The sequence below is a fragment of the Vibrio sp. Vb1980 genome (genome assembly GCF_033338615.1).
Taxonomy (GTDB): Bacteria; Pseudomonadota; Gammaproteobacteria; order Enterobacterales; family Vibrionaceae; genus Vibrio; species Vibrio alginolyticus.
This window is the reverse complement of the sequence record NZ_JAWOSZ010000002.1, coordinates 614,171-640,664: the sequence shown is the minus strand read 5'-3', so window position 1 is coordinate 640,664 and position 26,494 is coordinate 614,171. Positions and strand designations below refer to the sequence as shown.

The window sequence follows — 26,494 nt, the reverse complement described above, 5'->3', positions numbered from 1 at the left end:
ACTTAGCTTTTCGTCGCATCGTAAGAAAGATCGTTTCCGTCTGTCCAACCTGCGTTTTTCGCGCCGCGTTCTACCACACGTTGACGGAAAATGTCAGAGACTTTCTCTGCGTCACCCGCAAGCAGCGCTTTGGTTGAACAAAGCGATGCACACATCGGTAACTTGCCTTCTGCGATACGGTTCGCACCGTATTTTTGGCGCTCTTCCTCAGAGCCAGGCTCTGTTTCTGGGCCGCCTGCACAGAAAGTACATTTATCCATTTTGCCACGTTCGCCAAACGCTTCTTGTTTAGGGAACTGAGGTGCGCCAAACGGACAAGCAAACAGACAGTAACCACAACCGATACACAGATCTTTATTGTGAAGAACGATGCCGTCTTCGGTATGCTCGAAACAATCAGCTGGACAAACTGCCATACAAGGCGCATCGGTACAGTGCATACAAGCAACAGAGATAGAGTTTTCACCAGCTTCACCGTCGTTTAGTGTTACCACGCGGCGACGTTGAATGCCCCATTCAAGCGCATCGTCGTTTTCGTTCTTACATGCAGTAACACAGCCGTTACACTCGATACAGCGTTTGGTGTCACATAGAAATTTCATTCGTGCCATTGTCAGACTCCTTACGCTTTACGAATGTTACATAGGGTTACTTTGGTTTCCTGCATCAAGGTAACCGGGTCGTAACCGTAAGTGGTTGCCGTGTTAGCCGATTCGCCAACAACGTAAGGCTGTGTACCTTCTGGGTATTTAGGACGTAGGTCTTCACCTTCGAACTTACCGCCAAAGTGAAACGGAATGAACGCCAAACCAGGTTTCACACGACGTGTTACCATCGCTTTCACCTTGATTCGTCCTTTCTCTGCACCTTCAACCCAAACATCATCACCATCTCTAAAGCCAAGATCGTTCGCGTCTTTCGGGTTCACTTCAACAAACATTTCTTGTTGAAGCTCGGCAAGCCAAGGGTTTGAACGCGTCTCTTCACCACCACCTTCGTATTCAACCAGACGGCCAGAAGTCAGAACGATTGGGTACTCGCCCGATTTGTCTTGCTCTTGAATGGATTTATACAACGTAGGAACACGGAAGATTGCATCTTTGTCTTCCCAAGTTGGGTAGTCCGTTACAAGGTCACGACGTGGTGTGTAAAGTGGTTCACGATGCAGTGGCACACGGTCTGGGAACGTCCAAACAATCGCACGCGCTTTCGCGTTACCAAATGGAATACAACCGTGCTTGATCGCGACACGCTGAATACCGCCAGAAAGGTCAGTCTTCCAGTTTTTACCCTCTGCTGCCACTTTCTCTTCAGCAGTTAGGTCGTCCCACCAACCAAGTTGTTTCAACAACTTGTCAGTGAACTCTGGGTAACCGTCTTTGATTTCACAGCCTTTCGAATAACTGTCTTCTGCAAGAAGGCTCTTGCCTTCAAATTCCACACCAAAGCGCGTACGGAAGTTACCGCCACCTTCTGCAACCGTCTTAGACGTATCGTACAGAATGTGTGTACCTGGGTGTTTCATTTCTGGTGTGCCCCAGCATGGCCAAGGTAGACCATAGGTTTCACCGTTGACAGGGCCACCTTCCGCTTCCAATGTGGTTTTGTGGAACGTATGCCAGTTTTGTTGGTGCGCTTTCAAACGCTCTGGGCTTTGGCCTGTGTAACCAATCGTCCACATGCCTTTGTTGAATTCACGCGTCAGGTCTTCAATCACCGGCTGGTTGTTTTCAACACGGATGTTTTTGAACAGAAGATCTGAATAGCCCAGTTTCTTCGAAAGCAGGTACATGATTTCGTGGTCTGGTTTTGATTCAAACAAAGGTTCAATCACCTGATCACGCCATTGTAGAGAGCGGTTAGATGCGGTAACGCTGCCGTGTGTTTCAAACTGTGTTGTTGCAGGAAGCAGGTAAACGCCGTCGGTACGGTCGTTCATTACCGCAGCAACCGTTGGGTAAGGGTCCACAATCACCATCATGTCCAACTTCTGCATCGCTTTTTTCATCTCAACACCACGTGTTTGAGAGTTAACTGCGTGTCCCCAGTAGAACATTGCACGGATGTTTTCGCGTTGACGAATGTTGTCTTTGTTTTCCAGTACACCATCAACCCAACGAGATACAGGAATACCTGCACTGTGCATTGGTTTCTGACCGCTATAAGCGTTGTCATCGAAACGACCTTTGATCCATTCGTAATCGATTTCCCACACTTTTGACCAATGACGCCAAGCGCCTTCAGAAAGGCCGTAGTAGCCCGGTAGCGTGTCAGAAAGTACGCCAAGGTCGGTTGCGCCTTGTACGTTATCGTGACCACGGAAGATGTTTGCGCCGCCGCCTGATTTACCAATGTTACCAAGCGCTAGCTCAAGCACACAGTAAGCACGTGTGTTGTTGTTACCAGTAGTATGCTGAGTACCACCCATACACCAAACAATACAGCCTGGGCGATTTTCAGAAAGCAGTTTTGCTGTTTGGTAAACGTCTTCTTCACTTACGCCTGTTACGCGCTCTACTTCTGCTGGCGTCCACTTCGCTACTTCAGCACGGATTTCATCCATACCGAATACTCGTTGACGGATGAACTCTTTATCTTCCCATTGGTTTTCGAAGATGTGCCACAACACACCCCAAATAAATGCTACGTCAGAACCTGGACGAAGTGATACATAGTGATCCGATTTTGCTGCCGTACGTGTACGACGAGGATCCGCTACGACGATCTTACAGTTGTTCTTCTCTTTCGCGATCAGAATGTGCTGCATCGCCACTGGGTGTGCTTCAGCTGGGTTTGAACCAATGAACAGCATCGACTTACAGTTGTGCATGTCATTGAAAGAGTTGGTCATCGCACCGTAACCCCAAGTGTTTGCTACACCCGCCACGGTTGTTGAGTGACAAATACGCGCTTGGTGGTCAACGTTGTTAGTGCCCCAAAGTGATGCCATTTTGCGGAACAAGTACGCTTGTTCGTTGCTGTGCTTTGCGCTTCCCAAGAAGTAAACCGAATCAGGGCCAGACTCTTTGCGGATGTCCATCACCTTGTTACCGATTTCTTCGATCGCTTGATCCCAAGAAAGCTTTTTCCACTTACCGTTTTCAAGCTTCATTGGGTATTTAAGACGGCGCTCACCGTGACCATGTTCACGCAGTGCTGCGCCTTTTGCACAGTGACCACCGGCGTTAAATGGGTGGTCGAATGCAGGCTCTTGACCCGTCCAAACACCATTTTGAACTTCTGCGTAAATACCACAACCCACTGAACAGTGAGAACAGATAGTACGTTTTACTTCTGTTTTCGCTTCTGGATCGACTGATTTTGCTTGCGCTTTTTTCATCATTCCCGGTGCGAATAGACTAGCACCAACCACTGCGCCACCAGCGGCAAGCGAAGTGTTTTTCATGAATGCACGACGAGATACGCCAAGCTGGTTCGTTTCTTTGCTCACACTGTCGGAGCGTTTGACAAGTTTCATCCGTTATCTCCTAAAGTGTGTCGTAGTAATCGCGAATGTGTTGAGTTTCACGATACCCTTTCTTCTTCACGTCGTTTTCAGAAGGCTCAACCGTTTCTGAAGCAACGGCCACTTTCGTGGTTCCCGCAACAACAGCACCGGCAACGGCAGCGGTTGTGAAGCCTTTTAGGAGATCCCTACGGCTTGTGTTTATTTCTTTATTATCTTTCATCATTGCTTCCTTACCTTACGGTAGATCTTTGGAGACTCATGCCTCTCTATCGATATGACCAAGTACTGCTCGATTACTCGTAATCAGTGACGTTTTTCACATCAATTTTTAATTTGTTCTTACTGCTTTTGGTGTTCACGCTAAAGCGCACTTGCTCTAACGTTAAAAACGCATCGCAAAGCTGTGCAGCTGGCTTGTAGAAGTTCACGCTTTCTGCGCTCTCTAGTTGGCGCGTAAAAGATTGGAACCAAGGGGCGATGTGTTTGTTAAACACCGCTTGTTGAAGTTCTTCCTCTTCACCTGTCAGCATTGCCATCACTTCGCACAGTGCAGAAATATGGTCTTCAGGCTCTTTCACGTTCTCTTCTCGTTCGATGCCTAAAAGATCCAAATCGCGACGAATTTCCGCTAACGGTTTTTCCATCATCGAGCCAGTGCGATGCCAAGATCCGAATGGCACAACTTCACCACGTCCAATGCCAATAAACAGATCTTGATATTCTTCTTCTAACGCTTCTCGCTGCGTTTCGTTCGCGGCTTGTTGCAGTGCGAGCCAAGCTTTTTGCATCGCGCTCTCAGACGGTTCAATTTCTAGCGACTTCAGGAACGCCAGCATTTCATCACTAGGCGCACTACGAAAAAGTGCAGATAGTACGAGATAAATGTCTGTTCTCAGTGTTTGTTCTTGTTGTGTGTCCACTGCGAGCTCCTAGTATTTCAGTTGTTTCATTGGGTCTTCTGCCATCGACTCAAACATGTCGATCACACGGCAGTCTTCACACATCGCGATACGATTGATTGCCGCTTCATCAGAGAAATGAGAGTGACCGCGTAACTTGTTTTGTAGCATGTCGATCATCGATTGCGGAGCAAAAGGCTTGTGACAACGAATGCACTCGGCTGCCTTTTCTTCATGAATCACAACCGCTTTCTGGCGTTCTTCTTTCACCCAGTTCATACGAGGAGTAAGCGTCAGCACTTTCTCTGGACACGCTTTCTCGCACAGCCCACATTGAATGCAGTCTTGCTCGACGAATTTAAGCGACGGAGATCGACCGTCCGTATGCAATGCACGTGTTGGACACACCGCCACACAGCTCATACACAACGTACAACCTTTACTTTCACAAGAGACTGTGCCGTAAGGTGCGTTCGCTGGAAGTTCAACAATGTTCTCAACTGGAATACGTGATGCGGACAACGCATCCAACGCCGTAAATAGACGCTGACGTTTGTTACCTTGCAAATCACCTAATGCCAAATCAAAAGACTCAGTACAAAGTGTCGGAGCACCTTCACGTAGTGACTCTAGATACAGAATGTCGATGGTTTCTTTGGCGATACCAAGCTGACCGAGCAGCTCTTGAGCAATACCTACTTCGCTATTAAGCACACGAATAATGGTTTGAGGCATAAAACGTGAAGCCGCAAACAGCACCTGAGTAGCACCATTCACAAGCGCGGCGAACCAAGTATCAATACCAACCGAAGGCAGTTCTTCCACCACAATTGGAATCACATTATCTGGCAGTACTTTTAGTGCCATCACGTTGTAGCTCTCGTGGCGAGAACTACAAATCAATACGATAGGATCTAAACCACCCGCTTGCTCATAGTTGGCGAGCGTACGTTCAATAAACTTTTGCGTATCTTCAGGGTTTGGCAGTGCGTAATGAATCGCTTCTGTCGGACACGCTGTAGCACAAGTACCCACGCCTTGACATAGGTATGGGTTGATCTCGATGCGATGGCCCGTTCTGTCGCTGCCTTCACTCGATAGTGCCCCTGCCGGACAAGCATCCACACACCGTTCGCAACCTTTTACGCCACGAGAGCTGTGTGCACATAAATCGGTATCTAAACGGAAGAATTTCGGTTTATCGAACGTCCCCATTAAGGTTGGAATCTCTTCCAACGCTTCAGCCAGTTTCGGATAGCCACGACCTACTGGGTAGTAGCCCGGTACTGGGACTTCTTCCGACATGCAGCTGTTAAGGCAAAGATCGAGTACGATATCGAAACAATCGCTATTGATCGCGACCTTGGCAAGGTTGTTGGTCAAACCATGATTTTCAATCAGAACTTCAAACGTACCTAAGAACCCTGAAACCTGAACCGAATTGGCGTAATAAAGCTCGGGATTTGTGCCCTTTTCGCCATCGGTAGAAAGCAGAGTTAGGCTGTTCATTTGCGACAATTGCGCTGCCGCACTTTCGATGATTGCCGTTGGGCCCACAATCAAAGTATTACCGCCGCTTTCATAGCTTACGGTTGGTGGAATAAGATTGGTCAACTCTACGGTATTTTCGAAAGCGTACAGCCTCGCTTTACCGTTATTGGAAGTTGCTTGTTCTAATAATTGTTTCAGCATTGCTCAATTCCATTTATAAACATGGATAGTCTTTTCCATCTCTTAGTGTAGTTAGCGCCGGAGATTCTGCTGATTAACTTATCAATGAGCATTCTTATTCCACCGTCTATAGGCGATGAATACTACGCAGTGCGTCCGTACTAACTTCAACCAGATTGGTATTTAGCAACAAATAGCAAGTGTCATGCCAATAAAATATCAACTAAAAATCAATAGGTTATCAATTTTACTGACAAATAGTAGGGATAAAAAAACCGGTTGAGACATTTTGTCTCAGCCGGCTCATTGAGTGTTTAGTCAAAATGTACCTATTCTTTGTGTGGTATATTTTGTCTCACCTCGTTAGGCTGTGATTCTTCAGCAAAAGTATCACTTTCACTAGACACTGTATTTATATACAGTTCATTTTCATCTTGAGTAATTTGGGCATTTTTGTCGGTGTTTGACTCTGCGTCTTCAACTACCTCAGATGCGATATCGTTAGCGTTAAGCTCAGACCCTTGCGCAGTTTCAGCGTTTGGTTCGTCTTCCACTTTGTCTTTAACCCAATCACGCAGCGTCTCAGCGACGTCTTGAGAAAGTGACTTTAAGTTACTGTAATCATCATCGTAATCGTCTAGGCCGTCACGCACGTTAAATTCTTCGGACAAGAACATTTTGCGCAGCGCAGCTTTCTTAACGCTTTCTGAAGCTTCAGAAACCAGCAGTTGCGCCACAGACATTTCTTCGGTTTTTTCAACCTCTACAGTCGCGGTAATGTCTGGAGCCTGACTATGCTCATTGACGTTCAAAGTATCAGAGCTTTCGTCAGCGTTTGAAAGCGCTGTGACATTATCTTCGGATTGCTCCGTCTCTGCTATCGGCGTGATCTCTTCAGCATGTTGGGAAGATTCTTCTAGTTTACGTTTCGACCAACGGCTTAAAAAACTAGTTGCCATTTGCTCTGCCTGCTCCTTTGCGTTTCTTGCGTCTTACTTCTAACAACTCACCGTGGCGACCGATAAAGGCTTCCATCCAAGCCTGAACGGCTAACGGCATATCGTTAGATAGTACAAGGTTATCACCATCCATATATTGCGCCGCGACAGATTGTGAAGCCGTCAGTAGCTGTATCGCTGGTTTTTCACCAGACTCGACGTTATCCATCACTAAAAAGAGTTTAGGTTGCTGAGAGCTTAAGTTAAAACGGTAGTCTGTACGCTCGTCTTTATGTAATTGCAACAGACAAACATCTGGAGTCTCTTCCGTCGGATTCAGCGCAAATCCTGTCAACTGCCATTGGGTTGTCACCCAAATCCCTGTACTGATCTCATGCTCAACAAGCTCTACGCCGATTGGCCATGTATCCTCAGTCTTTTCGTAATTTTTTTCGAAATCTTTCTTATCCGACATAACTCACCCAGTCTTTCTATTTTTGGTCTGAAAACACACAGGACATTTTGCCCCCGTTTTCGACCATTTTTATTGTCTTCGAAGCAATAAACGCGCCAAGCTGATATAACTTAGTCTATATACTCCCTCAGGCTATAAGTACCAAACTAGACGAAACTCAAATGTATTGATGTGTCATTACTGCGAACTCGCAGTTTTAATGCATTGTTGACATAAAACCTCGCAATTTCTGTGGGAACCGCTATTTTGGAATGAGATTTGCTAGCCACTTAAAAAGCTAAAATGCGTAGCAACCTAACGCTCTTAATCACTAGGACACGACTGTGCTGAAACCAAATATTATTAAAACCAGTGAAAATCCCCTGCAAACCATTGAAGTCGATGTGTACGACGAGTACGGCGAAAAGCTCACGAAGCAAATCGCTTGCGAGCGTCCTCTTACGGTCATGCTGAACTGGAAAGAAGTGGTCACGCTCATGACGCTAGGTTCGCGTCCAGAAGCACTAGTACTGGGTTATTTAAAAAACCAAAGCTTCCTGTCCGATCCAGCCGCGATTGAATCCGTTATTATTGACTGGGAAACGCATTCCGCAGCGGTGATTACTAAAGAAAACACTGAACACTTAGAAGGCGCCCTGAAAAAGAAAACCGTCACCTCAGGTTGTGGCCAAGGCACTATGTATGGCAACGTGATGAAGCAGCTTGAAAATTATCAAGTGCCTCAAGTTTCTCTTAAGCAGTCAGAAATTTATTCTGCGCTGGAAGCGTTAACTCATTACAACGACACCTACAAAAAAGCGGGCGCAGTACACGGCTGTGCGGTTTGCAAAGGTAATGAAGTGTTGTCATTTGTGGAAGATGTCGGCCGTCACAACGCAGTGGATACACTTGCAGGTGAGATGTGGCTCAAAGAAGAAACAGGTGAAGATAAAATTTTCTACACAACTGGTCGCCTTACATCAGAGATGGTGATTAAAGTGGCTCAAATGAGCATTCCTGTTCTGCTTTCTCGCTCTGGCGTTACTCAAATGGGGTTAGATCTAGCGAAGCAATTTGGTATTACGACCATTGCGCGTGCGAAAGGTTTGCGCTTCCAAGTCTTTACAGGAGCCGACAAGGTTGAATTTGATGTAAAAGGCAACCAATAACACCTTTTCAGTGTAAACTAAAACCAATAATGCGGATTCACAGAGGATGTGGACTATGAATAATGACCAATTGTGGAATTTTCTGCTTACGCCCAGCGGTATCATGCTTTCTATGATTATTACCTTTGGCGTGGTCGGGCTCTATGCGTATATAACAGGTCAGTTTAAGGATTAAGGCCAAATATCAAAAAAGCCTCGCTAAATAGCGAGGCTTTTGCTTTTTAAACGCTTTGCGAGTAATTACGCGTCAACACCACGAGATTTTAGGAACTCAGAGTAAGTGCCTTTAAAGTCTGTGATTTTACCATCGCGGATTTCGATAATACGCGTTGCTAGTGAGTCTACGAATACACGGTCGTGAGAGACGAAGAACAACGTGCCTTTGTATTGCTCAAGCGCGGTGTTCAAAGATTCAATCGATTCCATATCCATGTGGTTAGTAGGTTCGTCCATTAGCAGCATGTTTGGCTTGTGCATCATTAGCTTACCAAGCAGCATACGACCTTGCTCACCACCAGACAGTACTTTTACTGACTTTTTAATGTCGTCTTGACCAAACAGCATACGACCAAGGAAACCACGAACGACTTGCTCGTCATCACCTTCTTGACGCCATTGACCCATCCAATCCGTTAGGTTCATGTCTTCTGCAAAGTCATGCGCGTGGTCTTGCGCGTAGTAACCGATGTTTGAGTTTTCAGACCATTTGTACTCACCCGCACGCGGTTCAAGCACACCAGCAAGCGTGTTTAGAAGTGTTGTTTTACCCACACCGTTCTCACCGATGATCGCAACGCGCTCACCCACTTCAAAAATTGCATTGAAGTCTGAGAACAAGTCCTCTTCGAATCCTTGGCTTAGGTTTTCAACAATCAGAGCGTTACGGAACAGCTCTTTCGACTGTTCGAAACGAATGAATGGGTTTTGACGGCTAGACGCTTTAACTTCATCCAGTTTGATCTTGTCGATTTGCTTAGCACGAGATGTCGCTTGTTTTGCTTTCGATGCGTTTGCAGAGAAACGAGCAACGAACGTTTGTAGCTCAGCGATTTGTGCTTTCTTCTTCGCGTTGTCGTTTAGTAGACGTTCGCGAGCTTGAGAAGCCGCCGTCATGTACTCGTCGTAGTTACCAGGGTAAACGCGTAGTTCACCGTAGTCCAAGTCAGCCATGTGTGTACATACTGAGTTTAGGAAGTGACGGTCGTGCGAAATGATGATCATTGTGCAGTTACGCGCGTTTAGCGTATCTTCCAACCAACGAATTGTGTCCATGTCCAAGTTGTTGGTAGGTTCGTCAAGAAGCATCACATCTGGGTCTGCGAATAGAACCTGCGCTAGAAGCACACGAAGTTTCCAGCCTGGTGCTACTTCACTCATTAGACCGAAGTGTTGCTCCATTGGGATACCTACAGCAAGAAGAAGCTCGCCCGCTTTGGCTTCTGCCATGTAGCCGTCCATTTCAGCAAACTGAACTTCTAAGTCAGCCACTTTCATGCCGTCTTCTTCGCTCATCTCAGCAAGTGAGTAGATACGGTCACGCTCTTTCTTCACTTCCCATAGCTCTTTATGACCCATGATGACGGTATCGATTACCGTAAATTCTTCGTAAGCGAACTGGTCCTGGTTCAGTTTTGCAACGCGCTCGTTTGGATCGTAGCTTACGTTACCACTGGTTTGCTCAAGCTCGCCGCTGAGGATCTTCATAAAGGTTGATTTACCACAACCGTTAGCTCCAATTAAGCCGTAGCGATTGCCTTCGCCGAACTTAACTGAAATGTTTTCGAATAGCGGCTTAGCGCCGAATTGTTGAGTAATATTCGCTGTGGAGATCAAAACCTTTACCTTAGCAATTGGGGTGTATTTAGAAAAACCGGGCAACGGTACTTGTTCATGCTACATACTGCAAGTGTTGTTTTTATTAATTCACTCCAAGTGAAATCATTGTAAGGTTTCTAAGAAGCAAAAGCGCAAACATAAATGCGTCATTAAATACAAAAAAGAGCCACTATCGTCAGTGGCTCTTTTCCATTAATACTTCAAAAAAGTGACTATGCGATGTTCGTCACCTCTAGGATCAGTTCGGCTTTTTTAGGTAAATAAATACTGAATTTACTGCCTTTTCCCCATTCAGACTCTGCTTTTAACTCACCACCCGTTTGGCTGAGAATACTTTGAGAGACCGATAGCCCTAACCCTGTGCCTTCTCGTTTCGTTGTGTAAAATGGCGAGAAGATTCGACTCAAGTTTTCTGGTTTAATACCGCAGCCCTCATCGATAACATGAATCGCGGCTCCTTTCACTTCGCCCTCTTCAATCCAGTCTTCACTGACTACTGTTAAAGTTCCTTTACCGCTCATTGCGTGAATGGCGTTCATTTGCAAATTAACTAAGATTTGTAGCAAGTGGTGACGGTTTATCTCAACGGACGTATGCGCTTGTAGGTCAGTCACAAACTCAACGTCGCGTTTCTTGGTGCCAGTTTTAACCAAGGTGATGCTTTCATCAATGATAGGATTGACATGTTGCCAAGTGATTTCATCTTGAACACCGCCTTGGCGACTGTATTGCAATAAACTGCGTGTGATATTGCGGATACGATCAATTTGCGCGTGAATCGCATCAATTTCTTCTTGTACTCGACTTGCATCGTCACCCAATTCAAAATGGATCAATTCTACGTTGCCAAGAATCACGGCGGTTGGGTTATTAATTTCGTGAGCAATCCCCGCGGTGAGCTCTCCCAGCGCTGCCAGTTTTTCATGAACAACGAGTTTGTCGCGGGTTTGGTTGAGCAATTGAATATGCAGTTCAAGATCTTGGGTTTTTTCTCTCAGGCTTGCCGTACGCTCTTGAACTTTGCATTCAAGTTGAGCTGCGGAGTTTTTCAGTTCAATTTTGCGCTCTTCTAGCGCGTCTAACATATCATCAAACTGTCTGGCTAACTGCGCAAGTTCATGATCGGCATCTAATCCTAACGGGCCAATCCGTTTTTCTTTACCTTGTTGGACCTGCTTCACCACTTTATGAATGCGTTCGATCGGTCGAAACAGATCATAAGAACCGCGATATACCATCACGCCGGAAACCAGCAATAACATAACCGTAATCAAGCTGATTTCGGCAATGTTCGTCATGTAGGCTTTAACGAATGGCCACATGAGGTAACCGGTATAAAGCATACCAATAACATTGTCGTATTGGTCTTTGATTGGTTGATACGCCGTAATATACCAAGCGTCATACACATAAGCGCGATCAACCCACTGTTCACCCTTCGAAAGTACTTGGTTATACACTTCTGCACTCACGCGAGTGCCTATGGCGCGCCCTAGCCTATGATCGCTGTCTAGAGGAACGTTGGTGCTCACACGCAAATCATCGAGAAACACAGTCAACGTACCCACAGGGCGAAGGCGGTCATTATCACTTAAGTAAATGAGATCGCGGATTTGATCCACCAACACTGTACTGTTGTTAAGGAGCAAACCACCATCAAGAAAGCCGATCAAATCGTTCGCTTGGCTGTATACCGGAATCACGGTTCGACTGACTAACCCACGCGCCTCCCTGTCACCATCAGCAAGAATAGGCACTTCTGCTCGTTTGGCGAGTTCAGGATCGAGGCGTTCGAGTTCTTCTTTATTGAGTACATCAAAAAACGATTCGCGCTTGGTGAGATCCATAAAGCGGAATTTGTTTTCCATGGAATTAACGCGTTGGAAAGAGAGAAAATCTAAAGCATATCTTTTCTTCTGCTCTGTGACCCACTTTTGCAGGTCACCTTGTGGCGTTCCTTGATTAATGCGAATACGGAAATCGTACGAATCGGCAAACGCCCGCACGTAATTGGCTTGCTTTTGCTGTAACAACGTTACGCTGTTATTTGCAACACCAAGACGCTCCGAGACATCAAGCAGCGCATTTTGCCACGTGTAATGAATAGACCAATAAATGGTAATGCCGATCAGAGCTAACAACGTGAGGAAAATCGGCGCAGAGGTTAAGAATAACAAACGATAACGCACCATGGTTTTAAAACGGTGCGTCCATTTTGACAATCCTTTGTGCTGTGGGCCGTTAGTCGGCATATTCCTCATCCTCAGAATCCCATTCTTTGTATTTACGTTCTAAGGTCTTGCGAGCTACGCCCAAGTCGCGAGCAGCGGCTGATTTGTTGCCTTCGTGCAAGTTAACGACTTGTTTAATATGTGCTTTCTCGACTTCTTTTAACGTCCAGCTGTTTGGATAGCCCTCGCCAGTAAATTCTTTGCCTTCTTTAAAGGTTGGTAACTCAGCTGAGTGAGAAACAGTAATCGATACATTAGGCAGTGAATGCCCGCCATTCAGCTCTCGCCAATAGTGTGCAGGTGGTTTGCCAAGCAAGATACAACGCTCAATCAAGTTTTTCAGCTCACGAATGTTTCCCGGCCAATCGTACTCACTCATGGCTTCCATGTCCTCGTGCGCCCATTTGGGCGCGGGCATACCTAGCTCGCGCGTCAGCATGTTGCTGAAAAATGGCACCAACTCAAATAAGTCGGTTTTGCGCTCTCGCAGCGGACACACTTCAATTTTCAGAACGTTTAAACGGTAATAGAGGTCACTGCGGAAATTACCTTGATTGACCTCTTCTTGCAGGTTTCGGTTGGTTGCCGCTACGATACGGACATCAATACTGATCTCTCTTTCTGAACCGACAGGGCGAATCGTACGCTGCTCTAACACACGTAATAATGATGCCTGCATTGCAAGTGGCATCTCCCCGATTTCGTCAAGAAATAAGGTGCCACCGTTAGCAACACGGAACAAACCTTCACGCGATTTTTTTGCACCGGTAAACGCGCCCGATGTATGACCAAACAACTCACTTTCTAAAAGCTCTGGTGCAATCGCACCGCAGTTGATTGGCACAAACGGGCCCGTTCTCCCACTCGCCTGGTGGATACCTCGTGCAACTAGTTCTTTACCCGTACCCGACTCACCTTCCACCAAAACAGAAGCGCGTGATGGTGCAAATTGGTTAATAAGTTGCTTAAGCAGACGCGTTTTTTCTGAGCCGCCGATGATCTCTGAGGTATTGTGACGTTGGTAATCGCGTGTCATGGCGTACTGCATGCGTTCGTTCAAACGGCGATCCATACAGCGACTGACCGCTTTTAACATCTGCTCAAGGTTGAATGGTTTGAGGATAAAGTCGGAAGCACCGAGCTGTAGCGCTCGAATGGCAATTTCTAAATCCGCATAACCCGTCATAAAAATCACATCGGCACGTTTGTCATCATCTTCAAACGCTTCTTCCCACTCAATTCCAGAACGCCCTGGCAGATTAATATCCAGTAAGATCAGATCATAATGTCGAGAATTACGCAGTAGTTCTGCTTCTTCGATGCTACCAGCTGTATCGACATGTGAAAAAAGCTTACCCAATGCCTTTTTCAAGATGGCTTGCATGCCTAATTCATCATCGACGACCAGTACGGAAAAGGCGCTATATTGTTGGTTTGTACTAAGATGGGATTGAGTAGACATATTTACCCCAGATGGATTTCGATGGGACAGAGTGTACCAAGTTTAAACAGAGATACCCTACAAAAAGTGCGACATTTTGTACCAACGCAAACTTTTATGCAAATAACCCCATGATTTAGTGCATAAACCAAGCACTTTAAGCTTGTAAAAGGTTGGCATCTTGTTTGCTATAAGGTGGATACGGAGCGCATTTAAGTGATCTCAGGATGTTGATGTTTGCTTATTCCAACACCCTAAGACAACTTGCGTATTACGCTAATCGCTCTCGTCCAAAAAGGCTTCTCCCTAAAACCTGGAGAGATTCCAAAGAATCATTGGAAAGGAACACATAAAAATGAAAAAAATTGCGCTAACTCTGGCTGCAACGTCTATCACGCTTGTAAGTTACTCTGCGTTTTCTGCTCAAGACGGAGAACATGTTCGCCTTGCAACCACAACCAGTACTTACCATTCAGGTTTACTTGATTACCTGCTTCCACAATTTGAAAAAGACACGGGCTACAAAGTCGATGTTATTGCTGCAGGTACGGGTAAAGCCTTAAAAATGGGCGAAAACGGTGACGTAGATTTGGTGATGACACATGCACCAAAAGCTGAAGGCGCATTTGTTGAGAAAGGCTACGGCGTTTTACCTCGCAAGCTAATGTACAACGACTTTGTGATTGTAGGCCCGAAAGCTGACCCAGCAACAATCAAAAATGACGAAGGCGTGTTAGATGTATTCAAAGAGATCGCAAACAAAAACGCAACGTTCATCTCTCGCGGCGATGATTCTGGTACGCACAAAAAAGAAATGGGCTTCTGGGCTCAAACTAAAATCGAACCGAACTTTGGTGGCTACCGTAGCGTAGGTCAAGGTATGGGCCCAACTCTAAACATGGCGTCTGAAATGCAAGGCTACACCATGACGGACCGCGGCACATGGCTGGCTTACCAAAACAAATTGGATCTAGAAATTCTGTTCCAAGGCGATGAAAAACTGTTTAACCCGTACCAAGTTATTCTTGTTAACCCTGAGCGTTACCCAACGATCAACTACCAAGGTGCGAAGGCATTCAGTGATTGGTTGGTAAACCCTCGCGGACAGGAACTTATCAATGGTTTCCGCCTAAACGGTAAACAACTGTTTGTTGCGAATGCTGAGAGCAAATAACGCAATATGAATCTTGCTGATACAACACTGGAAGCGCTTCGCTTACTGGTGAATTTTGATGCAGACCTATGGGAGATCGTTGCGGTCTCCTTTAGTGTTTCTATTAAGGCAATATCCCTAGTGGTATTGCCGGCTATTTTGATGTCCTTTGTACTGGCGTATACCGACTTTCGCGGTAAATGGTTTTTGTTGTCGATCGTAAATACGCTGCAAGCGGTCCCTACCGTGGTGATTGGCCTGTTGCTGTACATGTTGCTGTCGCGTGCTGGCCCTTGGGGAGACTGGCAAATGCTGTTCACTCAGAAGGCAATGATCTTCGGCCAAATGGTGATCTGCTTCCCTGTTTTGGTATCGATGATGCATGGTGCATTACAATCTAGCGACCGTCGTGCAGTGGAAACTGCCATCACGCTGGGCGTCTCCATTCCGCGCTTGGCAGCTACGATGATTTGGGAAACCCGCTTTCCTCTACTTGCGGCTATCATTGCAGGGTTTTCACGTATCGTGACCGAGGTGGGCTGCTCAATGATGGTTGGTGGGAACATTATGGGCGTGACGCGAAATATTCCCACGGCTATCGCAATGGAAAGCAGTAAAGGTGCTTTTGCGCAAGGAGTTGCATTAGGAATTGTATTACTATCTTTAGCGTTGGCTCTAAACTTCTTCTTATCAAGCATGAGAGGCAAAGGCTACCTCAGAACATAGAACATGAAGCAAACAAACGACTCACCATTAACCCCATGTCGAGGCGAATTATGACTATAAAAATCACCGCCGAACAGTTATCCATGCGCTTTAAAGAGCGTGTGCTTTTCCACATCCCTGAGTTAGCCATCGGCCCAAATGATGCCATTTATCTCAAGGGTGACAATGGTGTGGGCAAAACTACCCTACTCAAAATCCTTGCTGGCTTGCTCAAACCCTCTACTGGCGATGTTGTTGCGCCAAAAGATACGTGGCTGAAAAGACTGACGTGTCGCAATGGTCGTGTCGATGTGATTTATCTCCATCAATCCCCTTACCTTTTTGACGGCACTGTATATGAAAACGTAGTCTATGGAGTGAAATATCAACAAGACACGCAAAAAGATAAGCGAGCTCAAGTTATTCACGCGCTGCGCATGGTAGGTTTAGAAACCTTAGCGGACGAACATATTTCCGTGTTGTCCGGCGGTGAAAAACAGCGCGTTGCCATGGCAAGGGCTTGGATTTTAAAACCGTCGATTTTATTGATGGATGAGCCAAGTGCGTCTTTAGACCAAGAATCCATTGAACGATTGGTAATGATGGCGAAAGATCTTTTGGATCGTGGTTCCAGTATCGTGGTGACAAGCCATCAGGCCAACGCACTGACCGACTTATGTAAAAAACAGTGGTGGATTAAAGACAAGACTTTGATAGAGTCTCCTCTGTTGTATGTCATACCAAAAGAAACATCCCAAGAGAATGCATATGCTTCAACCAACACAAACTAGTTGGGTCATTTTGGCTGGTGGCCAAGCCAGCCGTATGGGTGGAAAAGATAAAGGTCTGATTGAGTTAAATCAGAAGCCACTCATCGAACACGTTATTGAGCGTTTATCTCCACAAACTCCACGCATTTTAATTAATGCCAACCGAAACCAAGATGCGTACAGCAAATTTGGTTTCGTATTTAGTGATCAATTCAAAGATTTCCCTGGGCCTATGGGCGGTATTCACGCGGGTTTGATGCATGCTGAAACTGACTGGGTCGGATTTGTACCTTGCGATAGCCCACAAATCAACACCGACCTTGTCGAGCGTTTCTGCCAGTTCGTCAAAGAAGACAGCGATATTTTGGTCGCGCATGATGGTGACCATCAGCAACCTGTTTTTACGCTCTACCACAAGCGCGTACTGCCAAAACTCACCGCATTTTTAGAACGTGGCGACCGCAAAATCATTCTACTCTACAAAGAGTGCAATACCAGTTACGTTGACTTTAGCGACTCACCAAACTGTTTCGTCAACTTGAACACTCCGGAAGAACTGGCGCAATTTGGACAATTAGAATCATGAAACACACGCTAAACATTCCTATTCTTGGTTTTGCGGCTTATTCAGGCACAGGCAAAACCACACTACTTGAAGCTCTATTGCCAAAGCTAACTGAAGCGGGCCTGCGCATTGGCATGCTAAAACATGCTCATCACAACTTCGATGTCGATAAGCCGGGTAAAGACAGCTACCGTTTACGCAAAGCTGGCGCATCTCAAATGCTGATTGCTTCTCGCAACCGTTTTGCGTTAATGACAGAAACGCCAGAAGCCGAAGCGGAGTTTGAATACCTATTAACACGTTTTGATGAAGACATGCTTGATGTGGTTTTGGTCGAAGGCTGCAAAAACATCGCGTTTCCTAAAATCGAATTGCACCGTGAAGAAGTCGGCAAGCCTTGGCTTTATCCAAACGATGAAAACATCATCGCTATCGCTTCAAACACTGCGGGGTTAGATTCTGAGCTCCCTCAAATGAACATCAATGATTTGGATGCCATCGCTCAATTTGTTCTTCAATACGTTCAAGATGCAAAAGCACCAAAATCTAAAGAGAAAGACGCCGCATGTTGCGACACTCTTTCTCCAGCTTTCCTTTCTGTGGTTCAAGGCCAAGAGAAAATCCTTTCTTTGGTGAACACGGTTTCGGAAATAGAAGCATGCAAGATTGAAAATGCTTACGGGCGCGTTCTTGCGGAACATATCGTTTCACCAGTAAATGTGCCGCAATACACCAACTCCGCGATGGACGGTTATGCCATCCGCAGTGATGATGTTGAGCGCGATAGCTACCAAGTGGTTGCTGAAGTGATGGCGGGCCATGCTTACGATCAACCTCTGGACGTTGGTCAAGCGGTGAAGATCATGACTGGCGCACCAACACCACGTAACGGCGACACAGTGGTCATGCGTGAGCAAGCCTCTCAAGAAGGTGACAAGGTCACCTTTAACGGTGCGAATATCAAAGCAGGCCAAAACGTTCGTCAAGCAGGTGAAGATCTCGCTATCGGCAGTGACGTCTTTACCGCAGGCACTCGCCTAGCCTCTCCAGAAATGGGCATGATCGCTTCGCTTGGTTTTGGTGAAGCGAATGTGTTCCGCAAAGTGAAAGTTGCCGTGTTCTCCACCGGTGACGAAGTACAAGCGCCGGGAACAGAGCAAAAAGCGAATTCTATCTACGATTCCAACCGTTTTACCATCATGGGCATGCTTGAAAAGCTCGGCTGCGAGATCTTGGACTTCGGTATTCTGGAAGACAACGAACAGTTAATGATTGAAGCGTTGGAAAACGCATCGGCGCAAGCGGACGTGGTTATGACTTCTGGTGGCGTATCTGTTGGTGATGCGGATTACATCAAACTTGCCTTGGATAAACTTGGTCAAATAGATTTTTGGCGAATCAACATGCGTCCGGGACGTCCATTAGCGTTTGGTCAAATCAACAACAAGCCGTTCTTTGGTCTGCCGGGCAACCCTGTGGCAGTGATGGTTTCATTCATCAACTTTGTTGAGCCTGCACTGCGTAAGATGCAAGGCGAACAAGGCTGGAAGCCTCTGAAAGTGAATGCCATCGCGACTGAGAATCTTCGCTCTCGCCAAGGTCGTACCGAGTTTAGCCGTGGCGTCTATGAGCTGGATGAAACTGGCCGTTTAACCGTTCGTACAACAGGCAAGCAAGGCTCTGGTATTTTACGCTCAATGAGTGAGGCGAACTGTTTGATCGAAATCTCCCCAGCTATTGATACAGTAAAAGCGGGAGAAAGCGTGACAATTATCCCACTTCAAGGCAGAATCTAGCTCAAACTAGAAATTCAAAGGTCAGCGAGTCTGGCCTTTTTGTTTAATACAGAAACCTTTTCAGAGAGACAGCTATGGCTCGCACCATTCTTTACACTTACAAAGACCAAGACAAAGAACTGACGTTCTCATACCAGCAGCACCGCAACATTCAAGAAGCAGTTGCAGAAGCCGAAGGTATCGATATCACTGAGTTCCTAAAGATGGAGCAACAAATCGAAGCAGTGTCTGACACTAAAGCGGTGCGAAACTACCGCGACAACTACTTCAGAAAATTAGGCTTTAGCAAAATCACCCTAGCTCAAAAAGAAAACCTGGGCGTAGGCAAAAAGAACAAATAAGCTTAGCTGCAAACAGAAAACTCACGATTCGTCGTGAGTTTTTTATGCATGCTACTTTTGTTCATGATCCATACCCGAGCATACCGAAATTACTTAGGTATATGAGTTACTTGGGTATACAAGTTACTTCGGTATATAAGTAAAAGCCCCGTTTAACCTTGAAAGTCTAAACGGGGCTTTAAATTTCTTCTTACTTTATATCGAGTAAGGTTTAAGTCATTACTTGATGTTTAAGAACGCAGCGCCGCGTACACCACCTGAATCACCGTGTTTTGCTTTGATGATCTTAGGACACTTAGCCACAGACAATAAGTGTTTAGGGATGCGTTTTGGCATCTCTTCGTAAATCAATTCGAAGTTAGATAAGCCGCCACCAAGTACAACGGTGTGTGGGTCTGTTGCAGTAAACAGGTTTGCAAAGCAGATCGCTAGCAGCTCCATAAAGCGCTCGACGTGCTCTACTGCTTTCTCTTCACCCTCTGCGTGCGCTTTAATAATGTCGATCGCTTTCTTCTCTTCGCCGTAGTAATGCGCGTAAAGAAGCTCGAAACCACGACCAGATAGGTAACTATCTAAACAGCCTTTGTTGCCACAGCCACAGCCAAGTAATGGTGCGTTTTCGCCCAGGTGGAACCATGCGTCGATAGGAAGACGTGTGTGACCCACCTCACCCGCTACGTGGTTGCGGCCAGAGAATACTTTGCCTTCGTAGATAAAGCCGCCACCAAAACCAGTACCAAGGATCAAACCTAGTACAGATGGTTCATCTTGAAGATCTTCATCCCAGGCTTCAGAAAGCGCGAAACAGTTTGCATCGTTTTCAATTTTTACGCTGCGACCGATTTTAGCTTCTAGATCAGCACGAAGTGGTTTGCCTTTTGCCGCAGGAACGTTAACTGTTAGTACCGTTGCATCATCGGCGTCTTCCATACCTGGTAGGCCAAGACCAATCGTACCTTCGCAGCCAAACTCTGTATCGTATTTATTCACCAATTCCGCAATGGTATCAACCAGCAGCTCGTAGTTGTCTGTTGGTGTAGGTACACGTTCCGTCGCTACACGCTCAAGCTTCTCGTTAAATGCACCAAATTCAATTTTAGTGCCACCGACATCAAAGCCGTAATACATGTATTTCTCTCCTAAAAAATGCTTCAAACGACTCTCAAAAATGGCTAGAGTCAAAAAGTATAAACTGATGGCATTATCCATATCTGTACGCCTGCAAACCGTGACCGAATGCAGATTTATCCCCTCACCGAAGCCAGTTGAACAACATACCATCAACAAAAGCTCATTCCTTAGAGTCAGCTCTCGGTTTTCATCCACTCTTTGAAACGTTTCAAGTGTGGCTGGTTAGGGTCGCTTTTGACTCGAGTCTTGCTCAGCATGTAAGTTTCTCTGAAGGCTTCAAACCACAATTGAAGGCATTCCGCAGCTTTAGGCTCACCAGCTTGTTTTAAAACTAATGTCGCGACTTCGGCGGTTGAAAGATGCTGATCATTCTCGGAGCGGCGCATGATGTATTCAGACAGAGATTCCGGCTCAATGGAAAGCACAGGCAAAGATTTAAGAAAATCAGAACGACGGAATATCTTTCGTGCCTCACGCCAGCTACCATCAATAAAGATCAGCAACCATTTTTTGTTCTCGACATCTTCTTTTACCAATCGCCCTGGCTCTAGATCTTCAATTAAACGAGAGGGATCATCCACATAGTCTGCAGGAAATACAATCACCGGTTGGTAACTGTCATCCTGTAGTAGCGCTAGCATCTCTTCAGACGGTTCTGTTCGGTTCCATTGATACACGTAAGTCTCTTGAATCGTATCAGCGATTAGACGACCGGTATTACTTGGCTTAAATACTTCGTTTTCAGAAACAATCAACATACATGCAATATTAGCCTTAATGTTTGGCTGAAGGTCGCACAAACAGTGTTGCTCAGAAACCTGGCAATATTGGCAACGAACCACTTTACATCCACGCGCGTTGAAAGGCTTGGTTGAGATAGATTGTCGGTACTGATATAAACGGTGGAAAGCGTGAATTCTCATGGTAAGTAATGCCAAGTAAAAAGTAGAGCGCGATTCTACTGATATTATGGTTTCGCCTCAAGATAAGCCCATCAGCAGTGTGTTGAAATAATTTCACACTTATCTCGGTCATAGATAAAGAAATAAATAAGGGAATGACAGTGACAGAAACGACATTTCAAGAACCCTCATGGCTCAGATTAGGCTTTTTCCTTGGCGTATTATTGCTTTGTGCCATTTGGGAGAACAAATTGCCTAGAAAAACACTGACCGCTTCGCGCAGGTTTCGCTGGGTCAATAACTTGTCATTGGTTGCTTTTAACAGCCTAGTTATTGCTTTAATCATGCCTATCGCCGCCTTTCAAGCTGCGGTCATAGCTCAGGAGCAACAATGGGGGCTGCTGAATATTCTGTCCCTCCCCGATTGGTTAAACATTTTCCTAATCGTCATTTTGCTTGATTTCGTCATTTACGCTCAGCATGTTGTCTTTCATCATGTAAAACCGCTGTGGAAGATTCACCGAATGCATCACGCCGATCTCGACATAGACGTCACTACAGGCGCACGCTTTCATCCCTTCGAAATAATCATTTCAATGGGAGTAAAAATTGCAGCCGTGTTTATCTTAGGTGTTTCACCTATCGGAATTGTGGTATTTGAAATTGTGCTTAATGCGAGCGCGATGTTTAATCACAGTAATGCAAAACTGGCTTTATCCATAGACCAAAAACTGCGAAACGTCATCGTTACACCAGACATGCATCGCGTGCACCATTCAGTGATAGTAAAAGAGACCCACTCAAACTTTGGTTTTTTCCTTTCAGTTTGGGACCGCTTTTTTGGGACATACCGAGCTCAGCCTAAGTTGGGTCATGATGATGTTGTTATTGGTGTGCCGGAAATTAGAGACGAAGAAGAGCAAAGATTAGATAAGCTTTTAACGCAGCCCTTTCGCTACAATAAAGAGAAGAAGTAATGGTTGAAAAAAATATTGTTGGATGAAGTATGTCAACAAAACGAATAGACCAAGCCTAAACCCCTGTTAAACACTACTTCATCCTCATGATGTGTAAGAACAGATTAGTTTTCTGCTAGCTGACGCTTTTTGTTTAACTGAGTAATACCAACAAATAAACCAACAACACCAAGCACTGCACATGCCAAAGCATTGGTGTTCATTACTTGCTGTACCTCTATTGAGCTGTATAGAAAAGCAAGGCTGAAGAAAGTGGTGGCAAAGCTCAAACCTGTCAGTACGCTGAAACCAGCAAAACTGGCCAAGTCTTTAAAATCGTTCATAACGAGTCCCTGTTTACAATCCTTAATCGAGTGTTGTGAAAATAATAATTAACGAAATATTTTGCGCGATTGACTATGTTTTCGCGCATTCCATAACCAGATAGATACCCCAAATGAGAACCCTAAAAACAGTGTCTTCATTTGTAGGGCGACGTTGTTATCTAATATTTCTAATGTATAGTGAGCGTGGGAACTAAAGATAACATTGGTTATAAGAATCAATAACATAACGACTAGGCCAGAGCGGCGATGCTTGACCAATAGATACGCTGCTAATAAGTCCAATAGTCCCAAAGCGCTCCAATACATATTCAACCAGCGTGGCGCAAAATCGTAAGGTAAAAAGCCACCAACAATGTTGTCATAAAGATGAACCACTCCGCCAACTGTCATAAAAAGGCATAAGAGAAACACGACGAATTTATCCATTACCGTTTCCTTATCTGAATGAATGAGCAAAGCATATAGAAGTCACTTAAACATTTGTAATCTCATCGCCATTTTTGAGATCGACAGTGCCATTATCAACACGATGAGAACAGTAACGGCTACTCTACCTTCTTTATTTGCTTCTAGTAGAAGCATAGTGTTTGCTTTGGCGTTTCGCCCAAATCCGCCAATGCAATGACAGAATCCTCCTTTAAATCACGCCTTGGTCTATCAGTTTTCGAACTTTTTCCAGTCCGTGCTGAAAAACAGTATGCGCCTGTGAGGAAATATCGCTCCCTATATCGTGCCAAAAAAACGCAAAATCATGTCCGCCATCGTCTTGTGTATGAAACAGCCATGAATTAGCGAGGCCAGCACACTCACACAAAACAAAATGCCATACTTGATTTTGAAAGCCACTGTCCCATGAGCATAAATATCGTGCGGAACGAACATGTGTGATACCAGACTCCTCAGCGAGCTCCCGCTTGGCTGCTATGATGTAACTTTCATCAAACACTTCAACAGTGCCCTTGACGAGCTGAACACCCGCCAACGGATGTTTAAAAAGTAGGATCTCTTGATTTTGATTACGTAGAACAACGGGGCAAACTTTATCGATCACAAAACCACTCCTTATGCTTCAAGCAAAAGGCTTTAGCTTTCTCTGGATATAAAGAAATCGAGTGAAGTTGCTCTACACGCACCCACTTCAAATGGTACTGATTAACATCTGATTTTCTGATTTGCTCTGGCCCACTCCCAAGTTTCACTTTTAAGTTCCCTACATAAGAAAGAAAATAGGTTTCTAAGCGACCTTGATTTTCGAGTTCCAAAACTTTCTTAACCGAGCCAAGTTCTATTGAGGTTTCTTCCAGCGCTTCTCTTTTAGCAGCTTCAAAAGGTTTCTCACCTGCTTCAACACTGCCGCCAGGGAAAACCCAATACTGTCTGTCGTTTCGAACGCGGTGGATAAGCAAAAGCTCTTGGTGATGATTAACTAGTATGAGGCTGGCTCTTTGTGATAACTGCATGATTCGTTCCTTTGAATTCTGGCGACATTCTAGTCAACGAGTCCCTCGAACAAAGCATTAACATCACGTTGTGATAACTAAACCCTTTAGAAATGAACGAGATGAGATGTAACTCACTCTTGCAATGCAAATAGGAGCCATTGAATGGGTAGCCGTAACAAAAAAGCAGAACCGAGGTTCTGCTTTTAGTCGGTGGAAACATCTCATTTACTTGGTCTGATGAAGCTCATACTTGTGCAGCATTGCTTGCTGGTGCCCGGCAATTTCCGCCACTTGCTCAGAACTCTCAACCATAGACTCAAGCTGCAGCTTTGTGCGTTCGCCAAGATCAGAAATATGCGTGATGGATTGAGATACATCTGCCGTCGCTCGTTCTTGTTCTTCTGTAGCAACTGAGATTTGCTCAACACGTTCTTGAATGTGCTTAACCGCGAGGTTGATATCAGAAAATGTCGATTTCACTTCATTGCTGGACTGTAGCGCGTGGGTCATTTCTTCTCTTGAATCATTAACTGCTTGGCGCGAACGCTCTGCGGCAGTAATAAGCTCGCTCATCATTTCTCGGATGTTCGTAGTTTGTTGAGAGGTATCACTTGCAAGTTTGCGAACTTCATCAGCGACAACCGCAAATCCACGCCCTTGCTCACCAGCACGGGCAGCTTCTATTGCTGCGTTGAGAGCAAGTAAGTTGGTGTTGTCCGCGATCCCACTGATCATATCCACCATTTCACGAATCTGTTTAACACGCTGGTCTAGCTCTAACATTGACTGTTCATTTACATCCAAAGAGCTTTCTAATGACTCCAAACGTTCGCGGTTTTGTTCCACGACTTGAACTCCTTTTTCAGTGTGTTGGGTTGCAAGGAGCGAGTCCTGTGAAGATGCATTTGTCACCATTGCTATTTCACGAATAGAGGCTTCAAGCTGCGTTATGGTCGTGATCATACTCGACAACGCTTCATTTTGTGTTGCCAACCCATCACTTGTTTGTTCGGCTGCACTGTGACTTACTTCTGCCGTCTGATAAAGCGTTTCACAATTGCGCGTCACCGTTTGAATGGAGTCATGTGTGGAATCGATTACTTGATTCAACTTTCGTGCTACTTCTTTCAGTTCATAGGGGCCGACTTCTTCTGCCTTGTCACGAAAATCATGTTCGGTAAGTGCTGAAAGACGCGTTAGTACATTCCTTAACCCTCGGTTTGTCCATGACTTGAGACTAAACCAAGTAACCAGAATAATAAAAGAAATCACACACGCCGCAAACACGAGCACAACGCTCACCGATTCAATGGTCTCGTTGACCACCCGCTCTTTTTCATCGATCAACTGACCAGCGGTTTGGGAGATTTGATCAAGTAACCGCATGGTTTCATCCGCAAGCATCGAAGCCTGTTTAAACTCTGAACGTTGCAATTCCCCTTGTTCTAGTTTGGCGAGGATCAAACGCAGCACGCCCTTTTCACTAAAGCCTTGTTTCACCATCTCATATGGTGCGGTTAAGCTTGCATATTCACTTACTTCAGGATGGAAAGATTGGAAGTCTTCATAGGCGAGTTTAATACCTGCTATGCGATTTCGCATTTCTCGGTATTCTTTTTCGGCTTTGTTTAATTCTGAGTGCATCATCATGACTAAGAACGTACTTTCCATTGAGCTTGCAGAAGCAATGAAACGGTTAGCGGCATCGCTCGACTCAGGATTATCAGCACTAAGGAACGAACTGATTCGATTCATTTCCGGACCGATAGAGCTAAGCCCATAGCGAAAACCACCAACAGCGGCATCAATATCCATTTGAATTTGTATCACCGAAGATTGCTTCAACAAAATGGACTGCGTGATGTTATGTAAACGCGCTAGTTTGGTGTCTAACTCCTCCGAAAGTTGCTGAGCTACACCAGACGCTTCCACAACCAAAGTTGTGCTTTGAGTTGCAAGAGAGTCGATTTGCTCTTTTATGAGAGGCAACTCTTTCGGCTCAGTAATCTGCATACCATGGTTGAGTAGCTTAACCATCTCCAATACATTCCTGGTTAACTTTGCGTTTGCCATCGCGATGGGTAATGCTTTTTGCGACAAGTCTTCAAATTGTTCCCCTACCTGTTCCATTCCTTTGAAACTTGAGACAGAAAGGGCTATAACAAGAGCAATGATAGTTAAAAATGTTGCACTGACAGCCTGAATCAGTGAAAGTGATGTGCGTGAGCGTTTTCGCTTTGCCATAATCAATTTTTATTCTTTCTTAAGGTTGAATCGG

25 protein-coding genes are annotated in these 26,494 nt (G+C 45.4%); 8 read left to right on the top strand and 17 right to left on the bottom strand.

Annotated features, from left to right (window positions below; genetic code table 11):
* Positions 1-2: 2 nt before the first annotated feature.
* The 7 genes from fdh3B to R7F64_RS06005 all read right to left on the bottom strand — a co-directional run bounded on the left by fdh3B (position 3) and on the right by R7F64_RS06005 (position 7,452).
* Positions 3-611, bottom strand: coding sequence for a formate dehydrogenase FDH3 subunit beta (gene fdh3B / locus R7F64_RS06035; RefSeq protein ID WP_005377536.1), 609 nt, complete (start codon positions 609-611; stop codon positions 3-5).
* A gap of 11 nt (positions 612-622) precedes the next feature.
* The gene (locus R7F64_RS06030; protein ID WP_005377539.1) at positions 623-3,478 is read right to left on the bottom strand and encodes a formate dehydrogenase subunit alpha; all 2,856 of its coding nucleotides are present in this window, start codon (positions 3,476-3,478) and stop codon (positions 623-625) included.
* A gap of 10 nt (positions 3,479-3,488) precedes the next feature.
* Positions 3,489-3,689: a twin-arginine translocation signal domain-containing protein gene (locus tag R7F64_RS06025; protein WP_005377542.1), complete on the bottom strand. Its 201-nt coding sequence runs from the start codon at positions 3,687-3,689 to the stop codon at positions 3,489-3,491.
* 73 nt (positions 3,690-3,762) lie between these two features.
* Positions 3,763-4,389 carry a molecular chaperone gene (locus R7F64_RS06020; RefSeq protein WP_005377544.1) on the bottom strand — a complete coding sequence of 209 codons (627 nt, stop codon included), beginning with the start codon at positions 4,387-4,389 and terminating at the stop codon, positions 3,763-3,765.
* A gap of 9 nt (positions 4,390-4,398) precedes the next feature.
* Positions 4,399-6,060, bottom strand: a complete 1,662-nt coding sequence (locus R7F64_RS06015; protein ID WP_318071530.1) for a 4Fe-4S dicluster domain-containing protein — start codon at positions 6,058-6,060, stop codon at positions 4,399-4,401.
* A gap of 308 nt (positions 6,061-6,368) precedes the next feature.
* A complete protein-coding gene (locus R7F64_RS06010; RefSeq protein WP_318071529.1) occupies positions 6,369-6,998 on the bottom strand; it encodes a DUF3306 domain-containing protein in 630 nt (209 codons plus the stop codon).
* The gene (locus R7F64_RS06005; RefSeq protein ID WP_005389514.1) at positions 6,988-7,452 is read right to left on the bottom strand and encodes a DUF3305 domain-containing protein; all 465 of its coding nucleotides are present in this window, start codon (positions 7,450-7,452) and stop codon (positions 6,988-6,990) included. The genes R7F64_RS06010 and R7F64_RS06005 overlap by 11 nt, the downstream gene beginning before the upstream one ends.
* A gap of 323 nt (positions 7,453-7,775) precedes the next feature.
* Here R7F64_RS06005 and R7F64_RS06000 point away from each other — a divergent pair, with 323 nt between their 5' ends.
* Positions 7,776-8,600: a formate dehydrogenase accessory sulfurtransferase FdhD gene (locus tag R7F64_RS06000; protein WP_054730068.1), complete on the top strand. Its 825-nt coding sequence runs from the start codon at positions 7,776-7,778 to the stop codon at positions 8,598-8,600.
* A 240-nt stretch (positions 8,601-8,840) separates the two neighbouring features.
* Here the strand turns inward: R7F64_RS06000 and R7F64_RS05995 are convergent, their stop codons facing one another.
* The 3 genes from R7F64_RS05995 to R7F64_RS05985 all read right to left on the bottom strand — a co-directional run bounded on the left by R7F64_RS05995 (position 8,841) and on the right by R7F64_RS05985 (position 14,129).
* Complete coding sequence (locus tag R7F64_RS05995) at positions 8,841-10,433, bottom strand: ABC-F family ATPase (RefSeq protein ID WP_017634911.1); 1,593 nt, start codon at positions 10,431-10,433, stop codon at positions 8,841-8,843.
* 215 nt (positions 10,434-10,648) lie between these two features.
* Positions 10,649-12,688 carry a cache domain-containing protein gene (locus tag R7F64_RS05990; RefSeq protein ID WP_005377562.1) on the bottom strand — a complete coding sequence of 680 codons (2,040 nt, stop codon included), beginning with the start codon at positions 12,686-12,688 and terminating at the stop codon, positions 10,649-10,651.
* Complete coding sequence (locus R7F64_RS05985) at positions 12,678-14,129, bottom strand: sigma-54-dependent transcriptional regulator (protein ID WP_031778964.1); 1,452 nt, start codon at positions 14,127-14,129, stop codon at positions 12,678-12,680. The genes R7F64_RS05990 and R7F64_RS05985 overlap by 11 nt, the downstream gene beginning before the upstream one ends.
* A gap of 334 nt (positions 14,130-14,463) precedes the next feature.
* On the opposite strand from R7F64_RS05985, the gene R7F64_RS05980 reads away from it, so the two are divergent.
* The 6 genes from R7F64_RS05980 to R7F64_RS05955 all read left to right on the top strand — a co-directional run bounded on the left by R7F64_RS05980 (position 14,464) and on the right by R7F64_RS05955 (position 19,438).
* Positions 14,464-15,282 (top strand): substrate-binding domain-containing protein, encoded by an 819-nt coding sequence (locus R7F64_RS05980; RefSeq protein WP_005389522.1) that lies wholly within the window; start codon positions 14,464-14,466, stop codon positions 15,280-15,282.
* A 6-nt stretch (positions 15,283-15,288) separates the two neighbouring features.
* On the top strand, positions 15,289-15,987 hold the full coding sequence (locus R7F64_RS05975; protein ID WP_005377569.1) for an ABC transporter permease: 699 nt from the start codon (positions 15,289-15,291) through the stop codon (positions 15,985-15,987).
* A gap of 50 nt (positions 15,988-16,037) precedes the next feature.
* The gene (locus tag R7F64_RS05970; RefSeq protein ID WP_005377570.1) at positions 16,038-16,757 is read left to right on the top strand and encodes an energy-coupling factor ABC transporter ATP-binding protein; all 720 of its coding nucleotides are present in this window, start codon (positions 16,038-16,040) and stop codon (positions 16,755-16,757) included.
* Complete coding sequence (mobA, locus tag R7F64_RS05965; protein WP_005377572.1) at positions 16,735-17,322, top strand: molybdenum cofactor guanylyltransferase MobA; 588 nt, start codon at positions 16,735-16,737, stop codon at positions 17,320-17,322. The genes R7F64_RS05970 and mobA overlap by 23 nt, the downstream gene beginning before the upstream one ends.
* Complete coding sequence (locus R7F64_RS05960; RefSeq protein WP_033905269.1) at positions 17,319-19,097, top strand: bifunctional molybdopterin-guanine dinucleotide biosynthesis adaptor protein MobB/molybdopterin molybdotransferase MoeA; 1,779 nt, start codon at positions 17,319-17,321, stop codon at positions 19,095-19,097. Before mobA ends, R7F64_RS05960 begins: the two co-directional genes overlap by 4 nt.
* Before the next feature lie 74 nt (positions 19,098-19,171).
* Positions 19,172-19,438 carry a DUF2960 domain-containing protein gene (locus tag R7F64_RS05955; protein WP_005377584.1) on the top strand — a complete coding sequence of 89 codons (267 nt, stop codon included), beginning with the start codon at positions 19,172-19,174 and terminating at the stop codon, positions 19,436-19,438.
* Between the two features lie 219 nt (positions 19,439-19,657).
* Here R7F64_RS05955 and nagK read toward each other — a convergent pair whose 3' ends face one another.
* Both nagK and R7F64_RS05945 read right to left on the bottom strand, forming a co-directional pair.
* Positions 19,658-20,566, bottom strand: coding sequence for an N-acetylglucosamine kinase (gene nagK, locus R7F64_RS05950; RefSeq protein ID WP_005377586.1), 909 nt, complete (start codon positions 20,564-20,566; stop codon positions 19,658-19,660).
* A gap of 176 nt (positions 20,567-20,742) precedes the next feature.
* Positions 20,743-21,492 carry a tRNA-uridine aminocarboxypropyltransferase gene (locus tag R7F64_RS05945; protein WP_005389532.1) on the bottom strand — a complete coding sequence of 250 codons (750 nt, stop codon included), beginning with the start codon at positions 21,490-21,492 and terminating at the stop codon, positions 20,743-20,745.
* 140 nt (positions 21,493-21,632) lie between these two features.
* Here R7F64_RS05945 and R7F64_RS05940 point away from each other — a divergent pair, with 140 nt between their 5' ends.
* On the top strand, positions 21,633-22,448 hold the full coding sequence (locus R7F64_RS05940; RefSeq protein WP_033905359.1) for a sterol desaturase family protein: 816 nt from the start codon (positions 21,633-21,635) through the stop codon (positions 22,446-22,448).
* 104 nt (positions 22,449-22,552) lie between these two features.
* On the opposite strand, the gene R7F64_RS05935 is transcribed toward R7F64_RS05940, so the two are convergent.
* From R7F64_RS05935 to R7F64_RS05915, 5 genes are all read right to left on the bottom strand, one after another.
* The gene (locus R7F64_RS05935; protein ID WP_033905267.1) at positions 22,553-22,771 is read right to left on the bottom strand and encodes a hypothetical protein; all 219 of its coding nucleotides are present in this window, start codon (positions 22,769-22,771) and stop codon (positions 22,553-22,555) included.
* A 48-nt stretch (positions 22,772-22,819) separates the two neighbouring features.
* On the bottom strand, positions 22,820-23,200 hold the full coding sequence (locus R7F64_RS05930) for a hypothetical protein (RefSeq protein ID WP_033905266.1): 381 nt from the start codon (positions 23,198-23,200) through the stop codon (positions 22,820-22,822).
* Between the two features lie 211 nt (positions 23,201-23,411).
* The gene (locus tag R7F64_RS05925; protein WP_033905265.1) at positions 23,412-23,825 is read right to left on the bottom strand and encodes an NUDIX hydrolase; all 414 of its coding nucleotides are present in this window, start codon (positions 23,823-23,825) and stop codon (positions 23,412-23,414) included.
* On the bottom strand, positions 23,815-24,234 hold the full coding sequence (locus tag R7F64_RS05920) for an NUDIX domain-containing protein (protein WP_033905264.1): 420 nt from the start codon (positions 24,232-24,234) through the stop codon (positions 23,815-23,817). The genes R7F64_RS05925 and R7F64_RS05920 overlap by 11 nt, the downstream gene beginning before the upstream one ends.
* 207 nt (positions 24,235-24,441) lie before the next feature.
* Complete coding sequence (locus R7F64_RS05915) at positions 24,442-26,460, bottom strand: methyl-accepting chemotaxis protein (protein ID WP_005389543.1); 2,019 nt, start codon at positions 26,458-26,460, stop codon at positions 24,442-24,444.
* Positions 26,461-26,494 lie beyond the last annotated feature (34 nt).

Bases quoted from the DNA above. Each gene is read 5' to 3' on its own strand.
- R7F64_RS05975 (WP_005377569.1), top strand. From the start codon at position 15,289: ATGAATCTTGCTGATACAACACTGGAAGCGCTTCGCTTACTGGTGAAT.
- R7F64_RS05980 (WP_005389522.1), top strand. From the start codon at position 14,464: ATGAAAAAAATTGCGCTAACTCTGGCTGCAACGTCTATCACGCTTGTA.
- R7F64_RS05945 (WP_005389532.1), bottom strand. From the start codon at position 21,492: ATGAGAATTCACGCTTTCCACCGTTTATATCAGTACCGACAATCTATC.
- R7F64_RS05970 (WP_005377570.1), top strand. From the start codon at position 16,038: ATGACTATAAAAATCACCGCCGAACAGTTATCCATGCGCTTTAAAGAG.
- mobA (WP_005377572.1), top strand. From the start codon at position 16,735: ATGCTTCAACCAACACAAACTAGTTGGGTCATTTTGGCTGGTGGCCAA.
- R7F64_RS05920 (WP_033905264.1), bottom strand. From the start codon at position 24,234: ATGCAGTTATCACAAAGAGCCAGCCTCATACTAGTTAATCATCACCAA.
- R7F64_RS06025 (WP_005377542.1), bottom strand. From the start codon at position 3,689: ATGAAAGATAATAAAGAAATAAACACAAGCCGTAGGGATCTCCTAAAA.
- R7F64_RS05960 (WP_033905269.1), top strand. From the start codon at position 17,319: ATGAAACACACGCTAAACATTCCTATTCTTGGTTTTGCGGCTTATTCA.
- R7F64_RS05985 (WP_031778964.1), bottom strand. From the start codon at position 14,129: ATGTCTACTCAATCCCATCTTAGTACAAACCAACAATATAGCGCCTTT.
- R7F64_RS05915 (WP_005389543.1), bottom strand. From the start codon at position 26,460: ATGGCAAAGCGAAAACGCTCACGCACATCACTTTCACTGATTCAGGCT.
- fdh3B (WP_005377536.1), bottom strand. From the start codon at position 611: ATGGCACGAATGAAATTTCTATGTGACACCAAACGCTGTATCGAGTGT.
- R7F64_RS06005 (WP_005389514.1), bottom strand. From the start codon at position 7,452: ATGTCGGATAAGAAAGATTTCGAAAAAAATTACGAAAAGACTGAGGAT.
- R7F64_RS06010 (WP_318071529.1), bottom strand. From the start codon at position 6,998: ATGGCAACTAGTTTTTTAAGCCGTTGGTCGAAACGTAAACTAGAAGAA.
- nagK (WP_005377586.1), bottom strand. From the start codon at position 20,566: ATGTATTACGGCTTTGATGTCGGTGGCACTAAAATTGAATTTGGTGCA.
- R7F64_RS05955 (WP_005377584.1), top strand. From the start codon at position 19,172: ATGGCTCGCACCATTCTTTACACTTACAAAGACCAAGACAAAGAACTG.
- R7F64_RS05930 (WP_033905266.1), bottom strand. From the start codon at position 23,200: ATGGATAAATTCGTCGTGTTTCTCTTATGCCTTTTTATGACAGTTGGC.
- R7F64_RS05990 (WP_005377562.1), bottom strand. From the start codon at position 12,688: ATGCCGACTAACGGCCCACAGCACAAAGGATTGTCAAAATGGACGCAC.
- R7F64_RS05935 (WP_033905267.1), bottom strand. From the start codon at position 22,771: ATGAACGATTTTAAAGACTTGGCCAGTTTTGCTGGTTTCAGCGTACTG.
- R7F64_RS06030 (WP_005377539.1), bottom strand. From the start codon at position 3,478: ATGAAACTTGTCAAACGCTCCGACAGTGTGAGCAAAGAAACGAACCAG.
- R7F64_RS06015 (WP_318071530.1), bottom strand. From the start codon at position 6,060: ATGCTGAAACAATTATTAGAACAAGCAACTTCCAATAACGGTAAAGCG.